This is a genomic window from Pedococcus sp. P2_E4 (assembly GCF_056403935.1).
Window position 1 is genome coordinate 53,154 of record NZ_JBFUEO010000016.1, and the last position, 21,908, is coordinate 75,061.

General features: G+C 71.8%; 17 protein-coding genes. 9 read left to right on the forward strand and 8 right to left on the reverse strand.

Features of this window, described 5'->3' with window-relative positions:
* Positions 1-20: 20 nt before the first annotated feature.
* On the reverse strand, positions 21-2,918 hold the full coding sequence (locus AC1DV7_RS09885; RefSeq protein WP_477596948.1) for a helix-turn-helix transcriptional regulator: 2,898 nt from the start codon (positions 2,916-2,918) through the stop codon (positions 21-23).
* A 166-nt stretch (positions 2,919-3,084) separates the two neighbouring features.
* Between AC1DV7_RS09885 and AC1DV7_RS09890 the strand changes: the two genes are divergently transcribed.
* The 4 genes from AC1DV7_RS09890 (at position 3,085) to rpsT (ending at position 7,399) form a co-directional block, all read left to right on the forward strand.
* On the forward strand, positions 3,085-5,343 hold the full coding sequence (locus AC1DV7_RS09890; protein ID WP_477596949.1) for an ATP-dependent DNA helicase: 2,259 nt from the start codon (positions 3,085-3,087) through the stop codon (positions 5,341-5,343).
* A gap of 95 nt (positions 5,344-5,438) precedes the next feature.
* Positions 5,439-5,915, forward strand: coding sequence for an XdhC family protein (locus AC1DV7_RS09895; protein WP_477596950.1), 477 nt, complete (start codon positions 5,439-5,441; stop codon positions 5,913-5,915).
* A gap of 31 nt (positions 5,916-5,946) precedes the next feature.
* On the forward strand, positions 5,947-6,927 hold the full coding sequence (holA, locus tag AC1DV7_RS09900) for a DNA polymerase III subunit delta (RefSeq protein ID WP_477596951.1): 981 nt from the start codon (positions 5,947-5,949) through the stop codon (positions 6,925-6,927).
* A gap of 211 nt (positions 6,928-7,138) precedes the next feature.
* The gene (gene rpsT / locus AC1DV7_RS09905) at positions 7,139-7,399 is read left to right on the forward strand and encodes a 30S ribosomal protein S20 (protein WP_477596952.1); all 261 of its coding nucleotides are present in this window, start codon (positions 7,139-7,141) and stop codon (positions 7,397-7,399) included.
* Positions 7,400-7,742: 343 nt separating this feature from the next.
* Here rpsT and AC1DV7_RS09910 read toward each other — a convergent pair whose 3' ends face one another.
* The gene (locus AC1DV7_RS09910) at positions 7,743-8,141 is read right to left on the reverse strand and encodes a type II toxin-antitoxin system PemK/MazF family toxin (RefSeq protein WP_477596953.1); all 399 of its coding nucleotides are present in this window, start codon (positions 8,139-8,141) and stop codon (positions 7,743-7,745) included.
* Entirely contained in the window at positions 8,138-9,061 is a 924-nt protein-coding gene (locus AC1DV7_RS09915) for a M48 family metallopeptidase (RefSeq protein WP_477596954.1), read from the reverse strand. Before AC1DV7_RS09915 ends, AC1DV7_RS09910 begins: the two co-directional genes overlap by 4 nt.
* 113 nt (positions 9,062-9,174) lie before the next feature.
* Here AC1DV7_RS09915 and AC1DV7_RS09920 point away from each other — a divergent pair, with 113 nt between their 5' ends.
* From AC1DV7_RS09920 to AC1DV7_RS09930, 3 genes are all read left to right on the forward strand, one after another.
* The gene (locus AC1DV7_RS09920; protein ID WP_477596955.1) at positions 9,175-10,398 is read left to right on the forward strand and encodes an MFS transporter; all 1,224 of its coding nucleotides are present in this window, start codon (positions 9,175-9,177) and stop codon (positions 10,396-10,398) included.
* A 104-nt stretch (positions 10,399-10,502) separates the two neighbouring features.
* A complete protein-coding gene (gene lepA / locus AC1DV7_RS09925) occupies positions 10,503-12,347 on the forward strand; it encodes a translation elongation factor 4 (RefSeq protein ID WP_477596964.1) in 1,845 nt (614 codons plus the stop codon).
* A gap of 65 nt (positions 12,348-12,412) precedes the next feature.
* Complete coding sequence (locus tag AC1DV7_RS09930; RefSeq protein ID WP_477596956.1) at positions 12,413-12,883, forward strand: hotdog fold domain-containing protein; 471 nt, start codon at positions 12,413-12,415, stop codon at positions 12,881-12,883.
* A gap of 69 nt (positions 12,884-12,952) precedes the next feature.
* On the opposite strand, the gene AC1DV7_RS09935 is transcribed toward AC1DV7_RS09930, so the two are convergent.
* The 4 genes from AC1DV7_RS09935 to AC1DV7_RS09950 all read right to left on the reverse strand — a co-directional run bounded on the left by AC1DV7_RS09935 (position 12,953) and on the right by AC1DV7_RS09950 (position 18,882).
* Positions 12,953-13,489: an NUDIX hydrolase gene (locus AC1DV7_RS09935; RefSeq protein ID WP_477596957.1), complete on the reverse strand. Its 537-nt coding sequence runs from the start codon at positions 13,487-13,489 to the stop codon at positions 12,953-12,955.
* On the reverse strand, positions 13,486-14,289 hold the full coding sequence (locus tag AC1DV7_RS09940; protein WP_477596958.1) for a tyrosine-protein phosphatase: 804 nt from the start codon (positions 14,287-14,289) through the stop codon (positions 13,486-13,488). The genes AC1DV7_RS09935 and AC1DV7_RS09940 overlap by 4 nt, the downstream gene beginning before the upstream one ends.
* Before the next feature lie 9 nt (positions 14,290-14,298).
* Positions 14,299-15,246 (reverse strand): ornithine cyclodeaminase family protein, encoded by a 948-nt coding sequence (locus tag AC1DV7_RS09945; RefSeq protein WP_477596959.1) that lies wholly within the window; start codon positions 15,244-15,246, stop codon positions 14,299-14,301.
* Positions 15,247-15,543: 297 nt separating this feature from the next.
* A complete protein-coding gene (locus tag AC1DV7_RS09950) occupies positions 15,544-18,882 on the reverse strand; it encodes a P-loop NTPase fold protein (protein ID WP_477596960.1) in 3,339 nt (1,112 codons plus the stop codon).
* A 210-nt stretch (positions 18,883-19,092) separates the two neighbouring features.
* On the opposite strand from AC1DV7_RS09950, the gene AC1DV7_RS09955 reads away from it, so the two are divergent.
* Complete coding sequence (locus tag AC1DV7_RS09955) at positions 19,093-19,917, forward strand: hypothetical protein (RefSeq protein ID WP_477596961.1); 825 nt, start codon at positions 19,093-19,095, stop codon at positions 19,915-19,917.
* A gap of 75 nt (positions 19,918-19,992) precedes the next feature.
* Positions 19,993-21,216 carry a radical SAM family heme chaperone HemW gene (gene hemW, locus AC1DV7_RS09960; protein ID WP_477596962.1) on the forward strand — a complete coding sequence of 408 codons (1,224 nt, stop codon included), beginning with the start codon at positions 19,993-19,995 and terminating at the stop codon, positions 21,214-21,216.
* Positions 21,217-21,247: 31 nt separating this feature from the next.
* Here hemW and AC1DV7_RS09965 read toward each other — a convergent pair whose 3' ends face one another.
* Complete coding sequence (locus AC1DV7_RS09965; protein WP_477596963.1) at positions 21,248-21,754, reverse strand: DUF4870 domain-containing protein; 507 nt, start codon at positions 21,752-21,754, stop codon at positions 21,248-21,250.
* Positions 21,755-21,908: the final 154 nt, after the last annotated feature.

A 21,908-nucleotide genomic window follows, 5' to 3' on the forward strand; every position in this document is an offset into this window, starting at 1 on the left:
GGGCCGAGGCCGCACGAGGGTCAGCGACCTGACGCGCCGCCGTCGCCACCCTGCCTGGTGGCCCACCTGGCCAGGTCGACGCGGTTCGCCGCACCCGTCTTGGCGAGCAGGTGGCTGATGTGCGAGCTCACCGTCTTCTCGCTGACCACCAGCGCGCGGGCGATCTCGCCGTACGTCCGTCCCGCGACGACGTGCGCCAGGATCTCGGTCTCCCGCGCAGTCAGTGCCACCCCAGACGACGGCCCGACCGAGCCCGAGGCGGAGGACTGGGTGACCGGGACGTCGAGCGGAACGCGGGCGCTGCGTGCCAGCGCCTCGATCTGGGCCAGGTCGGGTGTCGCCGCCAGCCGGGTGGCGAGGGCGTGGGCGTCGCGCAGAGCCGTGACGGCGCGGGTTCGCTGGGTGTGGCCCTCGCTGAACAGGGACTCGGCGGCGCGCCACAACGCGTAGCACTCCTCCCACGGCAGTCGGCCGTGCAGCAGCTCGGCGGCACGACACCAGATGGTCGCTGCACCCTGCGCGTCCCGAAGCCGCGCGAGCTCGGCCTGGTAGAGCGCTTCGAAGCCTTCCACCAACACGTCGTACTCGGGGCCGATCCAACTGTCCCGGATCACCTGGGGGAACCGGGTCTCGAGGTCGTCGGCCTCCGCGACCAGGTCGTCCACGTCATCGCCCGCGTCGCGCGCGGCCCGGGTCAGGTCGGCGAGCCCGCGCGCGGCGAGCGGCATCAGCCACTCGCACATGGTGGGGGGTACCCCCGGGCTCCGCGTCCCGGCGAGGGCGGCCGTCACGCAACCCCGCGGATCGCCCGCCGACTGCCTCACCAACGCGCGGCAGGCATCGAACTGGAACGCCAGGAACGTGGACGTCTCGGCGAAGAGCTCGTCAGCCCGGGTCAGGTGCCCCAACGCCTCCACCGGCCTGCCCTGCCGCGCCGCCAGCTCGGCGGCACAGAGCCGGGCCATCACGTCGACGAGTGCGCCCGGGGTGCTGCCCAGCGCCTCGCGCACCCGCTGCCTCGAGACCTCCCACTCGCCACGGTGCAGGTGGTTGATGGCCTCGATGACCGCGAGCCACGCCACGAACGGGTGCGGAGCGCCCAGAGAGGTCAGCTGGATCCTGCGCTGGCGCAGCGTCTCGACGAACCGCTCCGTGGAGGTGAACTCCAGCACGTTGGTCTCCCACAGGCTGGCGTGGACGAACGCCCAGCCGTCCCGCGCCCTCGCCCCGCACTCGACACCCTCGGTCGCGAGGGGGAGGGCCTCGATGAACCGGCCGTCGAAGGTCGCACACATCGCGCTGGCCGCGAGCGCGTGTGCGAGAGCGCGGGGGTGACCATTCGTCCGCGCTCGTCCCAGGGCCTCGTGCGCGAGGTCGGAGGCACGCTCGTCGTCGGCCCACATTGCGGCGTGCGCCGCCTCGGCCAGCGCAAGGGCGTGCTGCCAGGATTCCGGGGAGCCGGCCGAGAGCTCGACGGCCCGCTCCATCTCGGCCAGGTCCAGGAAACCTGCGCCGGTCGAGAAGCGCAGGTGCTGCCGCCGGACCACCAGCGCGGAGGCGGTCAGCGGGTCCAACCCGTCCTCGGCGAGCTGCGCCTCCACGGCGGACAGCTCCTCGACGAGGTCACCGGCCTGTGCCGCAGCCTCCTGCAGCCGGGTCCACAACCTCGACCTGGGGCCGTCCGGGAGGGGGAGCCTCGTCTCCACCTCGATCGCCCGCCGGAGCAGGGTGACCGCCTCTGCATGAGCGCCGTCCTCCTCGGCGATGTCTGCGGCACGCAAGGATGCTGTCAGCGCCGCCGAGGGGTCGCCGGCACGGTGGTGGTGGTCCGCGACCAGGATTGCCGTCGCGAGATCCGGTGTCGCCCCCTCGATGTCTGCCTCCAGCAGCGCCGCGAAGGCGGCGTGGAGGCGATGCCGCTCCGGTGCGGCCAGGCTCGCCTCGAGCGCCTCGGCCTGCAGCGGGTGGTGGAACCAGTAGCCGTCGCCGTCGCGGACGTCGAACACCCCCGCCTCGACGCACTCGCGCAGGAGGGGCCCCGGTTCCGGCACGTCGGCCAAGGCAGCCGCCTCGGACAGTGCGGCACCGCGGGCCACCCGTCCACCCACCGCGATCACTCGTGACAGCTCCCTGGCCTGCGGGGACAGCGCGTGCCAGGCGCGCAGCACGGCCGCGCTCAGGTCCTCGGGCAGCGCGCCGTCGCCGAGGCCGGTGGCGGTGGCCGGGAGACCGGTCACGAGGAGCCGGTTGAGGTAGGCGTTGCCACCCGTGCGGTCGAAGACCTCGTGGACGAGCCGGTCGTGCGGCACGTCCCCGAGGATGCCCGTGACCTGATCACGCGTCTCCTCGAGGTCGAGCGGGCCGAGGGAGAGCTGGGTGAAACCCGGCAGCCGGCGCACGTCGGCCGTCCAGCGCTGCAGCGGGTGGCCGGGACCCGCCTCCCCTCGACGGACGGTCGCGAGCACGATCAGCCGCCGCGACGGCAGGGCGGCGACGACCCACATGAGTACGTCCAGCGTCGCCGGGTCCGCCCACTGCAGGTCGTCGACGACGAGCGCGACGGGGCGTTGCGCGCAGGCCTGCTCGAGCCACCGGTCGAACTCCTCGGCGGCGCCCCGGCCCGCCCCGTCGAGCACGGGGCGCTCGGCTGGCGGCACAGCGGCCAGGGCCGCGCGCAGCGGCAGCAACGGCACACTGAGCGACGACAGGGGAAGACAGGTCCCGGTCAGGACGAGGAAGCCCTCGGCGACGTCACCGGCATGCTGCACCAAACGGGTCTTGCCGACCCCGGCGTCGCCGGTGACGAGGACGGCCCGGCCGTGTCCGGAGCGCACGGAGTCCAGGACCGACGCGAGCTCGACCAGCTCGTCGGACCGCCCGACGAAGACATCGCCCCGAGGCGTTCCCGATGGTGGCACGCCTCCCAGTGTGTCCCCTGCGCCGGATGCGGCGACACCGCCTTTTGAGGGGTGTGCGGCCGCACCCGCCAGCTGCCCGCCGGCTGCCCGCCACGGTGCCCGCCACACTGCCCGGCACGCTGGGAGGCTGCGCGGCTGCGTCGGCCGCACCGCATACCCTGATCCAATGGCCACCCTCGACGAGTTCCTGCACGCCGCTGTCCAGGGGGTCGGGGGAGTCGAGCGGCCCGGGCAGGTCGAGATGGCCCACGCGGTCGAGGACGCCATCGCCGCCGACGAGCACCTGCTCGTGCAGGCCGGCACGGGCACCGGGAAGTCCCTGGCCTACCTCATCCCGGCAGTGATGCACGCACAGCAGGTCGGCAAGCCGGCGGTCGTCGCCACGGCCACGCTGGCCCTGCAGGCCCAGATCGTCGACCGCGACATGCCCAGGCTGGCCGATTCGATCGCACCGCTCATGGGGCGCCGGCCCACCTACGGATTGGTCAAGGGGCGGCGCAACTACCTGTGCGCCCACAAGCTCGAGGGCGGCTTCCCCGACGACGAGGAGGGGCTGTTCGACGTCGGTGAGGTCGACCGGGCCGCCTCCCGGCTCGGCCAGGAGGTCGTCCGGCTGCGCGAGTGGGCCGACACCACCGAGTCCGGTGACCGCGACGAGCTCGTCCCCGGTGTCAGCGAGCGCGCCTGGCGCCAGGTCTCGGTGAGCGCCCACGAGTGCCTCGGCGGCACGTGCCCGATGATCGCCGACTGCTTCGTCGAGCGCTCCCGCGAGGCCGCCAAGGAGTGCGACGTCATCGTCACCAACCACTCCTTCATGGCGATCGACAGCTTCGAGGGCCGCCAGATGCTGCCCGAGCACGACCTGCTCGTCGTCGACGAGGCGCACGAGCTGGTCGACCGGGTCACGTCGACGATCACCGACGAGCTGACCTCGACCATGGTCTCCGCGGCCGCCAAGCGGGCCAGCCGGCTGGCCGAGACGACCGATGCCGTCGACGATGCCGGGATCTTCCTGCAGGGCGTCCTCGACGAGCTGCCCGAGGGCAAGCTCAACGGCATCCCCGACTCCCTCGGCCTCGCTCTCGCGAGGGTTCGCGACACGGCGCGCCAGGTGCAGAGCGAGCTCAAGCCCGACAAGGGTGTCGAGCCCGACGGCGCCCGCAAGGTCGCCCAGGCGGCCATCGACGAGGTCTTCGAGAACTCCTCCCGCATCCTCGAGGAGCGCGACCTCGACGTCGTCTGGGTCAACCGCGACCCCCGCCGCGGCTCGGTGCTGCGCGTCGCGCCGATGAGTGTCGCGATGTTGTTGCGCGACAAGGTCTTCGGTGACCGCACCGTGGTCATGACGTCGGCCACCCTCGAGCTGGGCGGCACCTTCGACGCCGTCGCCGGCACGATGGGCCTGCGCGGTGACGGTGCCCCCGAGTGGCGCGGGCTCGACGTGGGCAGCCCGTTCGACTACCCGCAGCAGGCCATCGCGTATGTCGCCCAGCACCTGCCTCCGCCCGGGCGTGACGGGCTCAGCGAGCAGACGCTCGACGAGATCGAGGCCCTCGTGCGGGCCGCCGGCGGCCGCACCCTGGGGCTGTTCTCCTCGATGCGCGCCGCCAAGGAGGCCACCGAGGCGATGCGCGAACGCTTCGACGGCGACGTCGGCTTCCTCTGCCAGGGCGAGGACCAGATCACCACCCTGGTTCGCCAGTTCGCCCGTGACCCGCAGACGTGCCTGTTCGGCACGCTGACCCTGTGGCAGGGCGTCGACGTTCCTGGGTCTGCCTGTCAGCTGGTCATCATCGACCGCATCCCGTTCCCGCGTCCCGACGACCCGCTGGCGTCGGCACGGTCGCAGGCAATCGCCCGCATGGGGGGCAACGGCTTCATGGCCGTGTCCGCCACCCACGCCGCCCTGCGGCTGGCCCAGGGGGCCGGCCGCCTCATCCGCCGCAGCGACGACCGTGGGGTCGTCGCCTTCCTCGACTCCCGCATGATGACCGCGCGGTATGCCGGGTTCCTCCAGCGCTCGCTGCCCCCGTTCTGGCCGACCACCGACCGCGACCGGGTGCTCGCAGCGCTCCGGCGGCTCGACGAGACCGCCGCACCGCCGGTGACGGTGCACGAGCCGGCCCTGCGCGGCGTCACCGGGGCCGTCGTCGGCACCACGATGGGTCGCACGGGGGAGGACGCGACGGAGCACCCTCGACCCGTGGCCGACCCGCCGCCGGTGGCCGAGTCCGCACGCACCGCCGTCACCTCGGGCCACGCCTGGACGGCCGAGGCCGACGAGGAGCTGCGTGACGGGTTCGAGCTCGGGCTGTCCCTCGACGAGCTCGCCGAGTCGCTCGAGCTGCCGACTGATGTCGTCGCGGCTCGGCTCAAGGGGCTTGGTCTCGAGGCGACCGGCGTCTCCACCCTCTCCTTCGACTGAGGGCTGTCCCTCGGCTCACGCCGCCGTCTCGCAGCGGCCGACGCCCTCAGGGGCGGTCGCTCGCGTCCCCGTCAGGCCCCGGGCGATACTGAGGCATGGCAGACACCCTGGCCCTGCACGTGGTGGGAGACGGACCCGTGGCCGAGGCGCTCGAGGTGATGGCCGGGCAGCTGGGCTGGACGGTCACGGCATCGGCCGACGACCCCTCGGTCCCCGGCGGGATCGACGCGCTCGTCGTGACGAGCCACCACGACGAGGTAGACGGCCCGGCGATCCGCGCGGGCCTCGAGGCCGGCACGGCCTACATCGGGGGGATGGGTTCCCGGCGCACCCAGGAGCGTCGGCGGGCCTGGCTGCTCGACCACGGTGTGGCCGAGGCCGCGCTGGCCCAGGTCCACGCGCCGATCGGGCTCGACATCGGGGCCAACGCGCCGGGTGAGATCGCGGTCTCGATCGTCGCGGAGGTCATCGCGGTGCGGTCCGGACGGGGCGCGGGCGGTTCGGTGAGCGACCGTGAGGGACCGATCCACCCCGAGCTGCCCGCCGGCGACGCCTACTGTCCGGGCGGCTGAGCCTGTCCCCGGCGCGTGGCAGGCTGTGCCTGTGACCGACACCGTCCCAGCCACCCGCACCGTGCCACCGCTGGTGCTCATCGCCGGCCCCGAGGGTGTCATCGCCGAGCGGGCGCTGGCCGCGACGCTCGACGAGCTGCGCGAGAGGGCACCCGACCTCGAGGTCGTGCGCCTCACGGCCGCGACCTACGAGCCCGGTGCGCTGGTGCTGCACGCCAGCCCGTCGCTCTTCGGCGGCGACAAGTGCATCGTCGTCGAGGACCTCGACGAGGCCGCCGACGAGCTGCAGGTCGACCTGCTGGCCTTCCTCGCCGCGCCCGAGCCCGACGTGACCCTCGTCGTTACCCACAAGTCCGGCCAGCGTGGCAAGAAGGTCCTCGACACCATCAAGCAGTCGCAGTCACGCGTGCTCGAGGCCCCGGCCATCAAGAGCGACCGCGACAAGTCCGACTTCGCGATGCACGAGTTCCGCCGGGCCCGCCGCAAAGCCACCCCTGATGCCGTCCGCGCCCTGATCGAGGCCGTCGGCAAGGACGTCCGCGAGCTCGCCGCCGCCTGCAGCCAGCTCGTGGCCGACACCACCGGCGTGATCGACGAGGAGCTCGTCACCCGCTACCACGGTGGCAAGGTCGAGGCGACCGGCTTCCGGGTCGCCGACGCGGCGGTGGCCGGCAACGCGGGCGAGGCCCTGCGCCTGTTGCGGCACGCCATCGCCACGGGCGTCGACCCGGTGCCGATCGTGGCTGTCCTGGCCCAGCAGCTGCGCCAGCTCGTCAAGGTCGGGGCAGCCGGGCGGGGGCGCTCGGCCGACGTGGCGCGCGACCTCGGCATGGCGCCGTGGCAGGTCGACAAGGCCCGTCGTGGCCTGAGCGGGTGGGGGCCCGAGGGCCTGGCCGACTCCATCCAGGCGGTCGCGCTCGCAGACTTCGAGGTCAAGGGCGGCGCGCGCGACCCGGTCTACTCCGTCGAGCGGGCGATCCTGACCATCACGCAGGCCCGCACCGGCCGCTGAGGCGCCCGGCCCGCGGTGGCGGGCACCCGGCATACGGCGTTTTGGCTGCGGACCCCCTCCGCTGGTAGATTTGCCCCTCGCGTGCGCGCATGGTCGTGCGCGCATGCAGCTTCATCCAGAGTCCCTCAACCACAGGTGCCCCACGCCTGGTCCCGAGAGACTTCTGCCGCCCTCTAACGGCAACCACCGACCAACCAAGAAAGACACACCTGTGGCAAACATCAAGTCCCAGCTCAAGCGGATCAAGACGAACCGCACGGCGACCGAGCGCAACAAGGCCGTCAAGAGCGAGCTCAAGACCTGGATCCGCAAGTTCCAGAAGGCCGCGGAGTCCGGCGACGCCGCTGCGGCCAAGGAGGCCCTCAAGGATGCCTCGACCAAGCTCGACAAGGCCGTGAGCAAGGGCGTCATCCACGCCAACCAGGCCGCCAACAAGAAGTCGGCCATGGCGAAGAAGGCCGCCTCGCTCTGAGCGAGTCGCCTTCCCAAGGCTTGAGAGGGCCGGTCACCTGCGGGTGACCGGCCCTCCGTCTTTGGCTCTCCGTCTTTGCCCCACGCCCCGAGTGAGCGCGATCTGCTCCTGCGGCGGCCGCGAAGACGCCGAACGCGCTCACTCGATGCGGGCTACCGACCTCGGGAGGGCTGCCGACTGCGGCGGGCTACCCACTTCGGGCGGGCTACCGACCTCGGCGAACGGCCGCTGCCACCTGGTCGAACCTCCCGGCGTCGAGGACGGCACCCTCGCGCCGCACCGCCCGCGGGTCGACCCGGATGACCCGGTCGACCCGAACCTCGCTCGGCCGGCCCTGGCGGTCCTAGGCGCCCGCCCCGATGTCCTGCCACTGCCTGCCGTGGGCCGCCTCGTCGCGGGCGTCGCGGTCGTGGTCCTTGCTGGTGAGCATGAGCCCCAGCAGCCACCGGCCGTCGCGGGCGATGAGGAGCACGGGCCGGTCCTTCCCCTGTCGGTGGTCCTCCTCGTACGGCACCCAGGTCCAGACGATCTCGCCGGGGTCCGGCTCACCATCGGGCTGCGGCGCGTAGACGACGTGGGGCACTCCGGTGAAGTCACCGGGGTACGCCCGAGCTCCCACCGCGCCCGTCGCACTCCGAGGGCCCGACGTGCGGGTGCCTGTGGCGCTCGGCCGGCTCGGGGTGCCCGACACGGGCCGCCGGCGCAGGAGCCGGCGCAGCCAGCCACCGCCGGCGGACGTCACGGCCGGTCCTTGGGACGCCAGAGCAGCCGACCCGGGCGACGGCGGTCTCGCAGGGCGTGCATGCGCCAGACGAGCACCGGGTGGGACGCCAGGGCGTTGACGAGCCAGACGAAGAAGCCGCGCTCGGTGGTGGCGCGGTCAGCGAGGGCGTTCACGTCGACGCTGCGGTTGAGGTACTTGCCGGCGGCCAGCGTCGCCATGGCCCCCGCGCTGCCTTGGGGCACCATCGAGTAGCCGAAGTTGTCGGCGGTGTACTCCTGGCTGCGGGACAGCGTCGACCCGAGGAAGGGGATCCACGAGGCGCCGCTGATGCCCAGCAGCCGCCAGTAGCTCGTGTGGCCCGCGGCGATGTGCCCGACCTCGTGCCCGATGATGAACCGCAGAGCATCGGGGTGGCGCGCCTCGCCACCGATCTCGAACAGGTCGCTGTAGATGAAGATGAACCGGCGGAAGCCGTGACCCGACGCCGCGGCGTTGATCACGCCGTTGCCCAGCACGACGTAGGCGTCGGGCAACCTCGGCAGCCCGTAGTGGGCGCACGCGTCGAGGAGCATCTGGTACGCCTCGGGGTACTGCGTCGGCGAGATCTTCACACCGGACAGCCGCATCTGCGCATACAACTGGCCACGCAGCACGTAGATGATGAGCGGCGCAGCCAGGAAGAACACGGCATACGGGTCGGGCTCGCGGCGGTCGATGATCGCCGAGGCGACCTCGTAGCCGGACACGGCCCACACAAGGAACGAGAACAGGATCACCAGCACCAGGCAGAGGTTCTCCAGCGGGTGCCGCAGGTGCGAGCGCACCCGGCCCCGGTAGCCCGGCTGGGGTCCCGGTGGAGTCAGTGCCCGCGTGGGCGGCCCCTGGTACTGCGCGGGCGCGGGCGCCGGTGGCGGGTGCGGGCTGATCGGGTCGGACATGGTCCCCTCAACGTCTCGTCGGTCGTCCCCGATGCTATGTCTCAGGGGCTGGGCAGCCGGCACCGATCCCCGATCCCGGGAATGTCGTGGTCGACCCCTCTCGTTGCAGTGGCGTGACCGACGCGACCCTCTCCTCCGAGCCGACGGAGCTCAGCGCCGAGCCCACGATCCGCACCCGCCACACCAACCTGGCGCTGCTCGCGCTCGCCGTCGGTGGGTTCGCCATCGGCACGACCGAGTTCGTGACGATGGGGTTGCTTCCCGAGGTGGCCGCTGGTGTCGACATCGACATCCCGACCGCCGGTCACATCGTGTCGGCCTACGCCGCCGGCGTGGTGGTGGGAGCCCCGGTGCTCGCCACGCTCGGGTCGAAGATGCCGCGCAAGCAGCTGCTGCTCTGGCTCATGGCTGGCTTCGCGGTCGCCAACCTGCTCTCCTCGCTCGCGACGAGCTACGGGTTCCTCATGGCCGCCCGCTTCGTCTCGGGGCTGCCGCACGGCGCGTACTTCGGCGTCGGCTCGCTCGTCGCGGCGTCCCTCGTGCCAGCCCACCGCCGGACGTGGGCCGTGTCGATGATGATCACCGGCCTGACCGTGGCCAACATCGTGGGCGTGCCGGTGACCACTCGCCTCGGCCAGACCTACGGCTGGCAGTGGCCGTATGCCGCGGTGTCGGTGATCGCGCTCGTCACCGTGCTCGCGGTGTGGCGGTGGGTGCCGTTCTGCCCTCCGGACGGCGGGGTGACGATGCGTTCGGAGCTCTCGGCGCTCAAGCGGACCCAGGTCTGGCTCGCGCTGGGCATCGGCACGGTGGGCTTCGGCGGCATGTTCGCGACGTTCTCCTACATCTCGCCGACGATGACCGAGCTCGGTGGCTTCGGCAAGGCCACCATCCCGTTGATCCTGGCGCTCTACGGCGTGGGCATGACGGTCGGCGCGATGCTCTCCGGGCCCGTCTCGCGGCTCGGCCTGATGAAGGCGATCACCGCAGTCCTCGTCACGATCGCCGTCATGCTCTTCCTCTTCGGGCCCGCCGTGCAGTCCGCGCAGTGGCTCGCCCTCGTGGCCGTGTTCCTCCTCGGCCTGCTGCCCAGCATCCTCGTGCCGATGCTGCAGACCCGGCTCATGGACGTCGCCCACGAGGGGCAGGCGCTCGCGGCCGCGCTCAACCACTCCACCCTCAACATCGCCAACGCCCTCGGCGCGTGGCTCGGGTCGATCGTGCTCGCGGCCGGCCTGGGCTACGAGTGGCCCTCGCGCGTGGGTGGCTTCCTCGCCGTGGCGGGGTTGGGCATCGCGCTGTGGTCGGGGCTGCTGGGGCGGCGCCAGGCCGCGTAGCGGGGCCACGGACGAGCGGTGCGTCACCGGCACCCGTCCCCGCATGGGAGGATGGGCCGTTCCGTCACCCGATCTCCGTGAGGTTTGAAGCACCCGTGTCCCCGATGGCCCGCACCGCGCTGCAGCCGCACGCAACGCCGCCGGAGCTGATCCGGAACTTCTGCATCATCGCCCACATCGACCACGGCAAGTCGACGCTGGCCGACAGGATGCTGCAGATCACCGGCATCGTCGACGCCCGCGCCATGCGGGCGCAGTACCTCGACCGGATGGACATCGAGCGCGAGCGCGGCATCACGATCAAGTCGCAGGCCGTCCGCATGCCGTGGGAGCTCGACGGCACCACGTACGCGCTCAACATGATCGACACTCCTGGCCACGTGGACTTCACGTACGAGGTGTCCCGCTCGCTGGCTGCCTGCGAGGGAGCGGTGCTGCTCGTCGACGCGGCGCAGGGCATCGAGGCCCAGACCCTGGCGAACCTCTACCTCGCCATGGAGAACGACCTCGCGATCATCCCGGTGCTCAACAAGATCGACCTGCCGGCCGCCCAGCCGGAGAAGTTCGCCGAGGAGCTCGCCGGACTGATCGGGTGCGAGCCCGAGGACTGCCTGAGGGTCTCGGGCAAGACCGGCGAGGGCGTCGAGCCGCTGCTCGACCAGATCGTCGGCCAGCTGCCGCCGCCCGTGGGCGACCCCGATGCCCCGGCCCGCGCCATGATCTTCGACTCCGTCTACGACACCTACCGCGGCGTGGTCACCTACGTCCGGGTCATCGACGGCAACCTCAACCCCCGCGAGAAGATCGCGATGATGTCGACCCGGGCGACGCACGAGCTGCTCGAGATCGGCGTCAGCTCGCCCGAGCCCACCCCGGCCAAGGGCCTGGGCGTCGGCGAGGTCGGCTACCTCATCACCGGCGTCAAGGACGTGCGCCAGTCCCGCGTGGGCGACACCGTCACCAACGCGGCCAAGCCGGCCAAGGACGCGCTCGGCGGCTATCGCGACCCCAAGCCGATGGTGTTCTCGGGGCTCTACCCGATCGACGGCTCGGACTACCCCGACCTGCGCGACGCCCTCGACAAGCTCAAGCTCAACGACGCCGCCCTGGTCTACGAGCCCGAGACGTCGGCGGCGCTCGGCTTCGGCTTCCGCATCGGCTTCCTCGGCATGCTGCACCTCGAGATCGTCCGCGAGCGGCTCGAGCGCGAGTTCGACCTCGACCTCATCTCGACCCTGCCGAACGTCGTCTACGACGTGACGATGGACGACGGCAAGCAGATCACGGTCACCAACCCGAGCGAGTTCCCCTACGGCAAGGTCACCTCCGTGACGGAGCCGGTGGTGCGCGCCACCGTCCTGGCCCCGAGCGAGTTCATCGGCGCGATCATGGAGCTGTGCCAGCAGAAGCGCGGCTCCTTGCGCGGCATGGACTACCTGTCCGAGGACCGCGTCGAGATGCGCTACACGTTGCCGCTGGCCGAGATCGTGTTCGACTTCTTCGACCAGCTCAAGTCGCGCACCCGTGGCTACGCCTCGCTGGACTACGAGCCCGACGGCGACCAGGTGGCCGACCTCGTCAAGGTCGACATCATGCTCCAGGGCGAGACCGTGGACGCCTTCTCCTCGATCGTCCACAAGGACAAGGCCTATGCGTATGGCGTGATGATGGCGGGCAAGCTCAAGGACCTCATCCCGCGCCAGCAGTTCGAGGTGCCCATCCAGGCCGCGATCGGCTCGCGGATCATCGCCCGCGAGAACATCCGCGCCATCCGCAAGGACGTCCTCGCCAAGTGCTACGGCGGTGACATCAGCCGCAAGCGCAAGCTGCTCGAGAAGCAGAAGGCCGGCAAGAAGCGGATGAAGAACATCGGCACCGTCGAGGTGCCGCCAGAGGCCTTCATCGCAGCGCTGTCCTCCGACGCAGGGTCCGAGAAGACCAAGAAGTAGTCACCCCCAGCCGTGTGGCGCCCATCACGGGGCGCCGATGGTTACCGGCCGGTAATATCTGCTGCATGGTCGACACCTACGCGCTCTACCGACGGCTCTCGGCATACCCGCAGGGGAACCGGCTCTTCTCGCTGGTCTTCGAGCAGGCAGCGCCGTACTTCCGCACGGCGCGACCCCGGTTCGTCGCCCTCGGGCCCAACCGGGCCGAGCTCACGATCGCAAAGCGGCGACGCGTCCAGAACCACATCGGCACGGTGCACGTCATCGCGATCTGCAACGGGCTGGAGGCCGCCATGGGGGCGCTCGCGGAGGCGACGATCCCGAGCAGCCGCCGGTGGATCCCCATGGGCATGCAGGTCGACTACACCGCGAAGGCGACCAGCGACATCCGATGCGTCGCCGAGACCGACCCTGCCGACTGGGACAAGCCTGGCGACGTGGAGATCCCGGTTCGGGTCAAGGGTGTCCGCGACGACGGGAGGGCTGTCGTGCAGGGCGTGATCCGTCTCTGGGTGACCGACAAGCCGTCACGCTGAGGGCGGGAGTGCGGCGGCCGGCTCAGGAGAGGCCGCGTGGAGAGGCCGCAGGGAGAGGCCGCCGGGCGCTCAGACCGGGACCGTCGACTCCTCCACGACCCCCAGGTCGAGCGGGGCTGCTCCCGGGTCGGCGGCCAAGGTCTGGGCGTGCTGCCAGATGGCCAGCACGTCGCGCGGCCAGAACTCCTCGCTGGTCGCCTCGAGCTCGGCACGGCTCCACCACCGGTGGGCAGTCATGGTGAGCTGCTCGACCTCGGTGTGCCCCGAGATGTCGACCTCGAACGCGTCGGTGCGGACCAGCCAGAACACCTCGTCCTGTGCGGTGACGACGTCGCTGTAGCCGTGCAGGACGTGCCGCGTGGCGACGGGGCCGACGAGGTCGTCGCCGCTGATGACCAGCCCGGTCTCCTCGGCGATCTCCCTGACCGCGGCCTCGCGGTCGCTCTCGCCGGGGTCGACGCCGCCACCCGGGGTGATCCACCAGCGCGGCACGGGCGAGAGCCCCAGGTCGCTGTCGAGGAACAGCAGCAGCCGGTCACGGTCGTCCACGAGCAGGACCCGCATCGCCCGGCGACGGCCCCGGGGCCGGTCAACGGGTGCTGTCATGCGAGCAGCTTGTCGCGCAGCCGCTGCACCTGGGCCTGGCTCCAGCCGTGCTCACCCAGCCACCCGGCGGCGCCTCCGTGGCGTTCGCGAAGCACCGTGAGGATGCGCTGCATGGTCTCGGGGCGGGGGAGCTGGTGGGTGCGTGGCTGGTCGCGCAGCGCCTCGGAGTAGGTCGGCCGGGACAGCAGGCGCTCGACGATGGCGTCGAGGCGCTCACCGGTCGCGACGTAGTCGGCCACGATGTCGTCGTCGGCGACCCCGGCCACCGAGAGCGCGAGGCCGACGACCGTGCCGGTGCGGTCCTTGCCGGCGGCGCAGTGGACGATCGCCGCTCCCGTGCTGCCGGCGACGGCGTGCAGCGCCGCGCTGACCGACTCGGGACGGTCGGCGAGGTAGCCCAGGTAGTGGCTGGCCCAGAAGTCGTCGTCCCGCTTCGGGGGCGCGGGTCGTCCGCTGCGCTTGGACCACGGCACGACGAGCGCCCGCGCCGCAGTGTCACCGGGATCGGCGTCGTCGGGGGTGGTTTCGCGGATCAGCGAGTGGTGGTGGTGGGTCAGCGGCTGGGCGCGCATTGGGCCCGCCCCCTCGAGGTGCACCTCGACCTCGGTGCGCAGGTCGATGATGTCGGTGACGCCCACCTCGTCGACGAGGTGGCGGACCGCGGCCTCGCTGAGCTCCTGGAGGTTGTCCGACCGCAGCAGCCGCCGGGGCGCGACTGCCCCACCGTCTGAGGTCGGGATGCCGCCCACGTCACGCATGTTGACGACGCCGTCGAGATCCAGCCAGCGGGAGGTGCTCACGGACCGACCCTACGGCGAGGCGGTGACCAGGAGGTGACCGGCATCCTGCGCCTCGGCGACGACCGCCACCGCATCGGCGACGACGAGGTCGGACAGCCCGTTCCCGAGGTTCTGGCAGATCGTGCGGCCGGACGGTGCGCCCGCGGGGTCGAGCAGCTCGCCGGTCCAGCGGGTGCTGGCCGGGTAGTCGCCGAGCGATCCCGACGACCGCACCGCCTCGAACTGGGGCACGTGGTCCGCCGCGAGGACACCCGAGGCGGCGACGTCCGGGCCGACCGAGCTGGCGTAGTCGAGCGGGAGGATGAGTGCCTCGTCGGCGAACCAGCCGGGGTCGAGGTGGGCCCCCGCCAACCCGATCGAGAGGGCGGTGACGACGACGGCGGCCGAGCGCACCGCCACCTCCCGGGAGGGCACGACCCGCACCGTCACGGACGGCGTCTCCCGGGCAGCCCAGTCGTGCAGGTCCCGTCCGGCCTCAGGGCGCCGGGCGTAGACGGTCACGTCGTGGTTGCCCAGGGCCTCCAGCACGCGCAGGTGCGAGCGGGCCTGCACGCCTGCCCCGAGGATCGCGGCGGTTTGCCCCGCGCGGCCCAGCCCTGCGATGCAGGCACCTGAGACGGCCGCGGTGCGGGCTGCGGTCAGCGTGGCGGCCTCCATCACGGTGCGGGGGAGCCCGGTGTCGCCGTCGTTGACGACCATCAGGCCGGAGGCGGTGGGCAACCCGGCCGCCGGGTTGTCGGGAAAGATGCTGATCCACTTGCAGCCCAACAGCTTTCGTGCCGGGTATGCCGCGGGCATGGCATTGGCGAACGCGTGGCCACCGGGGTGGACGGCCGGCTTCGCCGGCACGTCGGCCTCGCCCCGCGCGAGGGCCAGCAGCGCGTCGCGGGCCAGCTCCACGAGCTCGAGGGGCGGCGGCAGGAGCCGCGCGACGTCCGCGTCGGAGAGGAAGCGCATGCCTCGACCCTAGGGACTCCCGGGTTGCCGCGCGGGCTGCGCCCCACGGCATACGAAGGCCGGGCACATAGGTGAGGGCCTCGGAAAGTATGAGTTTCCGAGGCCCTCGCGATCTGGACCGAGGTCCTGATCGACGCTCTCGCCGAAGCGATTGCGTAGGGGTATTTCTAGTCGCGACCACGCCTCCCTGCAAGGGGTTTCGCCCACTTTCCCGGGACTTTTCGTCCGGTTTCGGCGTGTCGTGCCAGACACGCCGAACCGGCTGTGACGGGTGGGAGGAAGAGACTTTCGGGGGGCCTACGACATGACGAAGGAGAACCGCCGGATGCTGGGTGCCCAAGCCTGCAGGGCGGTCAGGTTGCGCCGCGGCATGAGCGCGGTGACCGGCTGAAGGCCCGACCAGAGGGCCAGCCACGCCACCCGGTCGGCGGGGGAGATGGTGGCGACGATGTCGTTCGTCCAGACCTCGCCCTCCTGACGGGGCTTCATGCCCTTGACGAAGGCGGACAACGTCTGCGTCGGCGGCCTGCTCATCAGGCCGCCCCGGCGGCCACCCTCGGCGGGGGTGTCCAGCACTGCACCCAGGAGCCGGGCGTGGGCACTCAGCAGCCCGAGCAGGACGACGACCGCCTGGTACTCGCCCGGGTGGTCCTCCGTACCCATGAAGCGCGATGCGTCCGAGAGGTCCTTGCTGGCGCGGATCATCCGGTACACGTTGGCGAGGCGCTTGGCCTCCCTCGGTGTCTTGACCAGGGGCTCGAGCGCGCCCAGCAGGGTGATCTCGGGAACCGTCAGTGGGCGGGCCGGAGGCAGCGGGGCCGCGGCGACTCCGTCCCCGTCGTCCTGACCCCCCACGGCGTCCTGCAGGTCCACCAACGAGCCCCTCTCGGGGGCAGCTCGTCCCTCTTCCAGCGGCAGGGTGGTCCCGCGTGCTCCGGAACCCGGCGTCGCGGACCCGCCGACCCGCCGCCCGTCGGTGGTGCCGTCCCCTCCGGCGTCGCCTCGGGTGGCGCCGTCCCCGGTGGCGCCCGCCCCGGAAGTGCTGTCCTCGGTCTCGTCGGTCTGCACCTGGTCCTCGAAGATCCCCGTCAGCACACGCTCGAGGTGACCCTTCATGCCGGGGAGGATGAACGGGACGCCGAAGATCTTCTCCAGGTAGTCCTCGGGCGAGGCGTCCCAGCCGTCGCTCACCTCCATGCCCTTGTCGGGAGCGTCGAGCAGCTTCGGGTACTGCTCCTGCAGCGAGCGGACCAGCCACCGTGGGTCGACGCCCACGATCACGACGAAGAGGTCGAGGGCCAGGAGCAGGTGCACGGCCTGCAGCACCTCGACCACCTGCCGCGGACTGCACCGGTCGAGGTCGTCGATGTAGAGCACGATCCGGTCGATGGGTCGCGGGGCCGGCTCGTTCTTGTCGCGCAGGTCCCGCCACTTCGCCATCAGGACGGTGAGCTCCTGGAAGTCCTTGCGGATCGTGGAGATCAGCCCCAGGTTGCGCGCGTAGTCGCCCGCGGCCACCCGCTCGGCGAGGAAGGTGTAGAGCCGCTGGCCGGGAGCCAGCTCGGCGAGCTCGCGCCCGAGCTCGCCGACGCGGTCGACCACGGTGACCAGCTGGGCCTGCGCCAGGTCGCGCGCTGCCTCGGCATCACGCAGCGCCTGAAGGGGTGCAGCGAGCGCTTGCTCGGCCCGCTCGTCGGCGGCTGCCGTGGCGTTGGTCCTGATGGTGTCGATCTGTTGCCGCAGCGTCCTCAGTCCCTGGTGGGCCGAGGTGGTCAGGGCCACGGCGGTGGCCAGGAAGCCGCTCACGGCCGCCGCGGCAGCGCGCAGGACCGACTCCAGCTCGCGGTCCGGCCAGAGGGCGACACCGGCAAAGGCCAGCAGCGCGAGGATCGCGAGGGCCGCGACGAGGACACCGCGCCGGCCGGCGAGCGACCGCCGGACGACCATGGCCTCGTTGGCGGTGCCGCGCACCTCGGCAGCGAGGATCCGGGCCTGCTCGGCCTGGTCGCTGATGCCGAGGCGTCGCCAGGCCCGGCTCAGCCCCTTCTTGACCTCAGGGTCCGAGCCCATGGCCTTGAGCAGGTCGGTGGCTCGCACGTCCCGCTCGGCGGACGCCTCGGCGATCTGGGTGCGCAGGCGACCGACCTTGGCCTCCGCATGCCTGGCCGAGGCCTCGAGCTCCCGTCGCTGCTCGACCGCGGTGCCGAGCTGCTCGCGGAGCTGCTGCTGGCGCTGCTCGTCGGCGTCCGGCTCCTGCAGCAGCTGGCGGAAGATCTCGTCGCCGAGGCTGGCCCAGAGGTTGCTGTCCGCGTAGTGCCAGGCGTTGAAGCTGATCTGCTTGATGTCTCGCCAGTACCTGGTCTCGTCGGTCGTCCGCACGAAGTCGATGCGTCCGCGCAGCAGCCCCATGAAGTAGCTCTTGCCGGAGCCCCATTCGCCGAACACCCCGACCGACAACGGCATCCTCGTGTCCTTGTCGCAGATCACGGTGGCGAGCATCGAGACATAGGGCGCGACGCCCATGCGGTCGTTCTCGAGGCTGATGCCCTTGGTGGGATCGACGAACTCGCTGGAGACGCCGCCTGCGAGGTCGCCACCCTCGACCTCGTCCTCGTGGCCGGCGGTCGCGCTCTCGTCACCACCACCCCCGCCGTCGCCCCCGCCACCACCCCCGCCGTCGCCCCCGGCGTCGCCCCCCGCGGGGCTCCCGGCGGGGCCCTCGGCCTCGACGGTCGGGGGCTGGTTCAGCAGAGGGACGCGGACCTCCGCCGCCAGGGCTGCGCGCACCCCGTCCTGCTCGAGCTGGGTGGCGAAGTCCTGGTCCAGCGCCGCGAGCGCCAGCAGGAACATCCTCCCGTCGATGACCTTCTGGGGGCCCCTGCGCACGACATCCATGTCGTAGAGCCCGCGAACCCGGAGGGCCCAGTCGTCGAACGGCGCCGGCTCGCCCTGCTCGTGGAAGCTCACGCTCGGGAATCGCCCCGCCGCGTAGTCGGCATGCGCCTCGCTGGACTGCAGGGCGCGCGCGATGGCACCGGGTGTCACGCCCGGGAAGTCCGCGAACCGGCTGCGCAGCTCACGCAGGCTCCCGCTGAACTCGCCCGGGTCGAACGCTGGTGGCGCAGCCGTGACGATGCCCAGCAGCCGCTCCATCGCCGCAGTGGCCGCGTCGACGTCGACGATGCGTTCCGAGATGACTCCGCGGCTGGGGTCCTTCGCGGAGAGCAGGATGGCCAGCACGACCTCCGCGACGCCGACCGGACCCGAGACCCTGCGCTGGGCGAGGTACGTCTGCATGGCGTAGGCGAGGTCCTCGTGGCACTCGGTGGTCGTCGCCTTCGGGGGGAACCTCTCCGTCGTGAGCTTCAGGTCGTCCGCCATCGCTGCCTTGCGGGTCCCCGCCTTCTCGAGCGTGGCGCGGATGTCGGGCATGAGCTGCATCGCCGACCACAGGGCGGTCGAGCGGGTCGTCCGGACGTGAGGACTGGCCCCGATGTCGTAACGGTGCTGCTGCACCGTGGCCGCGAACTCGGAGAGGCGTACGACGTCGGGGGACGCTGTGAGGTCCACCCTCTCGATCAGCCCAGGCAGCGACCCCGGCTCAGGGGCGTCGCGGCCATCGGGACGTGTCGCCATCTCCGGAACCCCCGTCCTGGAGCCGCCACGGCGACCACGGCACCGCGCCGGGCCGTCGGAAGAACGCGCCATGGTGCGCAGAGCCACGCTAGTGGCCCCCGTTGGACCCGTCGTCATGTGTTTGTCGTAGTTGTCCCTCGCTGCGGCATGGTGACTGCAGTTGGCGCCATTCGGGTGGTCCCGGGGTGGAACTCGGAGCATCCTGACTCCGTGGGCGGGACACGCAGGGTGGCGGGACGGCGAGATGAGGCGCGCGCCAAGAGGTCACCCGCGCCCGCGTCGTCAGCTCCGCTGATCCCGGCCGGGGTCTCGGCGGTGGTGGCGTTGGCCGCTGCCGGGCTGGCGCTCGTCGGGGTCACGGGTGGCGTGCTCGTGAGGGCGGTGAGGTCGTCGCCGGGGACGATCGTCCTCGCGATCGCCGCGCTGGTGGTGCTGGCGGTCTTCGCCGAGCGGGCCGACGGCCGGCGCAGGCTCGGCCTGGTGGTGGCGATGCTCGGGGTCGTGCTGCTGACCCTCGGGCTCGGCGCGACGAGCATCGACGAGAGGGACAAGCCGTCCGTCTCGTTGAAGGCCAGCTCGACCGGCGCATCGGCGACGTCGCCCGGGAAGTGGACGGTCACGGTCAAGGCCACCGCGTCCGGCCTGCGGGCGCGCGAGGACATGTTGGTGCAGCTCCAGGGGCTGCCCGACGGAATCCCCACGGACAGTAGCGAGTACGACGCGTCGTACCCCGGCTGCAACACCTCGGTGCTTCGTCCGTCAAAGGCAGAAGCCACAGGCAGCTACCCGCCGCCCGCAGGCGACCTCCTGCTCTGGACGCAAGCCGGGCCGAGCGCCGACGGGTCGACAGTCGTGGAGTCGTCGGTGGACGTCCCGCTCGACGACTACAAGGGCGTGTGTGCGGTCGCCATCTACTCCAGGTCGGGCGGGTATGGGGTCGAGAGGGTGTTCGACCAGCTCCAGGCGGTGCTGAACCTCCCCACGGGCAACGAGGTCAAGGTCTCGGTGGGCTACATAGCCCTGGACGCGTCCTAGCCCGACCCCTGCGGAGCACCCGCCCGTGGCAGCCACCGCGTCCAGAGGTGGTCGACCACCTGAGAGGATGGCCGCATGCCCAGCGCCCTGCCCGCCGGCGACCCCGCGCCGCCGGACGGCGCCCTCCCCGGCTCGGCGCTCGCGACGCTGGCGGAGCGCCCCTTCGGCATCTACCTGCACGTGCCGTTCTGCTCCGTGCGCTGCGGCTACTGCGACTTCAACACCTACACGCTCACCGAGCTCGGGGCCGACGGCGCGAGCGTCGCGACCTTCGCCGAGGCGGCCGTCAAGGAGCTCGACCTCGCCCGCGGCGTGCTCGGCCCCACCCCACCCGTGCAGACGGTGTTCGTCGGCGGTGGCACCCCCACGATGCTCGCGGCCACGGACCTCGCCAGGATGCTGCACGGCATACGGGAGAGGTTCGGGCTGGCGCCCGACGCCGAGGTGACGACCGAGGCCAACCCCGACTCGGTGACCCCGCAGTCCCTGGAGACGCTCGCGAGGGCCGGGTTCACGCGGGTCTCGCTGGGCATGCAGTCGGCCGTGCCGCACGTCCTGCGGACCCTCGAGCGCACCCACGACCCGGCCAACGTCGGCCGCGCCGTCGAGGCCGCCCGCGCCGCGGGCCTCCAGGTCAGCGTGGACCTCATCTACGGCACCCCCGGCGAGAGCCTGGCCGACTGGGCGACCAGCCTCGAGGCCGCGACCTCGCTGGAGCCCGACCACGTCTCGGCCTACGCCCTCGTGGTCGAGGAGGGCACCAAGCTGGCAGCCCAAGTGCGCCGCGGAGAAGTGGCGGCCCCCGAGGACGACGACGAGGCGGCGAAGTACGAGCTGGCCGACGAGACGCTCACCCGAGCCGGCTTCGGCTGGTACGAGGTCAGCAACTGGGCCGCTCGTCCCGACGCCCGGTGCCGCCACAACGAGGGGTACTGGGACGACGGCAACTGGTGGGGTGTCGGCCCCGGTGCTCACAGCCACGTCGGTGGCGTGCGGTGGTGGAACGTCAAGCACCCCAACGCGTATGCCGGGCGCGTCAACGCCGGGGTGAGCCCGGCTCACGGGCGCGAGACCCTCACCGACGACCAGCGCTACGACGAGCGGGTGCTGCTCGGGGTGCGGCTCGTCGACGGGCTCCCGGTGGGCGACCTGCGCGACGAGGGGCGACGGGCCGTCGCTGGTCTCATCGCCGACGAGCTGGTGGACGCGACAGCGGCCCTGCGCCGTCAGCGGGTCGTGCTGACGAGACAGGGCCGCCTGTTGGCCGACACCGTGGTGCGGCGACTGCTGGGCGTCTGAGGCGGTCGCCCCAGACCGTGGTCTGGTCGCCTCAGACGGTGGTCTTGACGAACTCGGGCGTGAACGGCGGGCGGTACCACTCACCGTTGTTGGCCTTCATCGCCGCGATGATGTGGACGACGAACGCGAACAGCAGGGCCAGGCCGAAGGTCAGGAAGCCGACGAGCACCAGCATGAACGGGATCGAGATGAGCAGCACGATGCCCGTGATGATCTGGATGTTGAGCGAGTTCGCGGCGTGCTGGCGGACGAACGGGCCGCGGTCCTTGTAGAGCAGGTAGATGACCAGCGACCCCACGAAGCCCAGCGTGCCGGCGCTCAGCACCATCGCCACCAACGGGATCACGTGGGCGAGGGTCGCCCAGTTGCGCTCCTGGTCGGGGCTCAGCGGCACCGCGGTGGCGCCGTAGCCGGGCTGCGGCGGCTGGTACGGGGTCTGCTGGTACCCGGCCGGCGGCGGCTGGTAGCCGGGCTCGGCGCCGGGCGGCGTCGGCTGCTGCGGCTGTTCGGGGTTCTGCTGGTCGGGCTGCTGGGTCATGACTTCCTCCGGGTGTGGTGACTGCATCCAGTGAAACGCATCTCGGAGCCGAAAGATCCTCGATTCGGGGTGCGGTCAGGGGCGTGTCAGGGCCGAGGTCAGGGCCGACCCTGACCTGACCGGCGAGGCTGGACCGCCGAGCGTGGCTCATCGT

What these genes read in the sequence shown, in the direction of transcription:
- AC1DV7_RS09950 (WP_477596960.1), bottom strand. Translation starts at nt 18,882, where the DNA reads ATGGCGACACGTCCCGATGGCCGCGACGCCCCTGAGCCGGGGTCGCTG.
- AC1DV7_RS09890 (WP_477596949.1), top strand. Translation starts at nt 3,085, where the DNA reads ATGGCCACCCTCGACGAGTTCCTGCACGCCGCTGTCCAGGGGGTCGGG.
- AC1DV7_RS09935 (WP_477596957.1), bottom strand. Translation starts at nt 13,489, where the DNA reads ATGACAGCACCCGTTGACCGGCCCCGGGGCCGTCGCCGGGCGATGCGG.
- AC1DV7_RS09930 (WP_477596956.1), top strand. Translation starts at nt 12,413, where the DNA reads ATGGTCGACACCTACGCGCTCTACCGACGGCTCTCGGCATACCCGCAG.
- AC1DV7_RS09965 (WP_477596963.1), bottom strand. Translation starts at nt 21,754, where the DNA reads ATGACCCAGCAGCCCGACCAGCAGAACCCCGAACAGCCGCAGCAGCCG.
- AC1DV7_RS09915 (WP_477596954.1), bottom strand. Translation starts at nt 9,061, where the DNA reads ATGTCCGACCCGATCAGCCCGCACCCGCCACCGGCGCCCGCGCCCGCG.
- lepA (WP_477596964.1), top strand. Translation starts at nt 10,503, where the DNA reads ATGGCCCGCACCGCGCTGCAGCCGCACGCAACGCCGCCGGAGCTGATC.
- AC1DV7_RS09945 (WP_477596959.1), bottom strand. Translation starts at nt 15,246, where the DNA reads ATGCGCTTCCTCTCCGACGCGGACGTCGCGCGGCTCCTGCCGCCGCCC.
- hemW (WP_477596962.1), top strand. Translation starts at nt 19,993, where the DNA reads ATGCCCAGCGCCCTGCCCGCCGGCGACCCCGCGCCGCCGGACGGCGCC.
- AC1DV7_RS09895 (WP_477596950.1), top strand. Translation starts at nt 5,439, where the DNA reads ATGGCAGACACCCTGGCCCTGCACGTGGTGGGAGACGGACCCGTGGCC.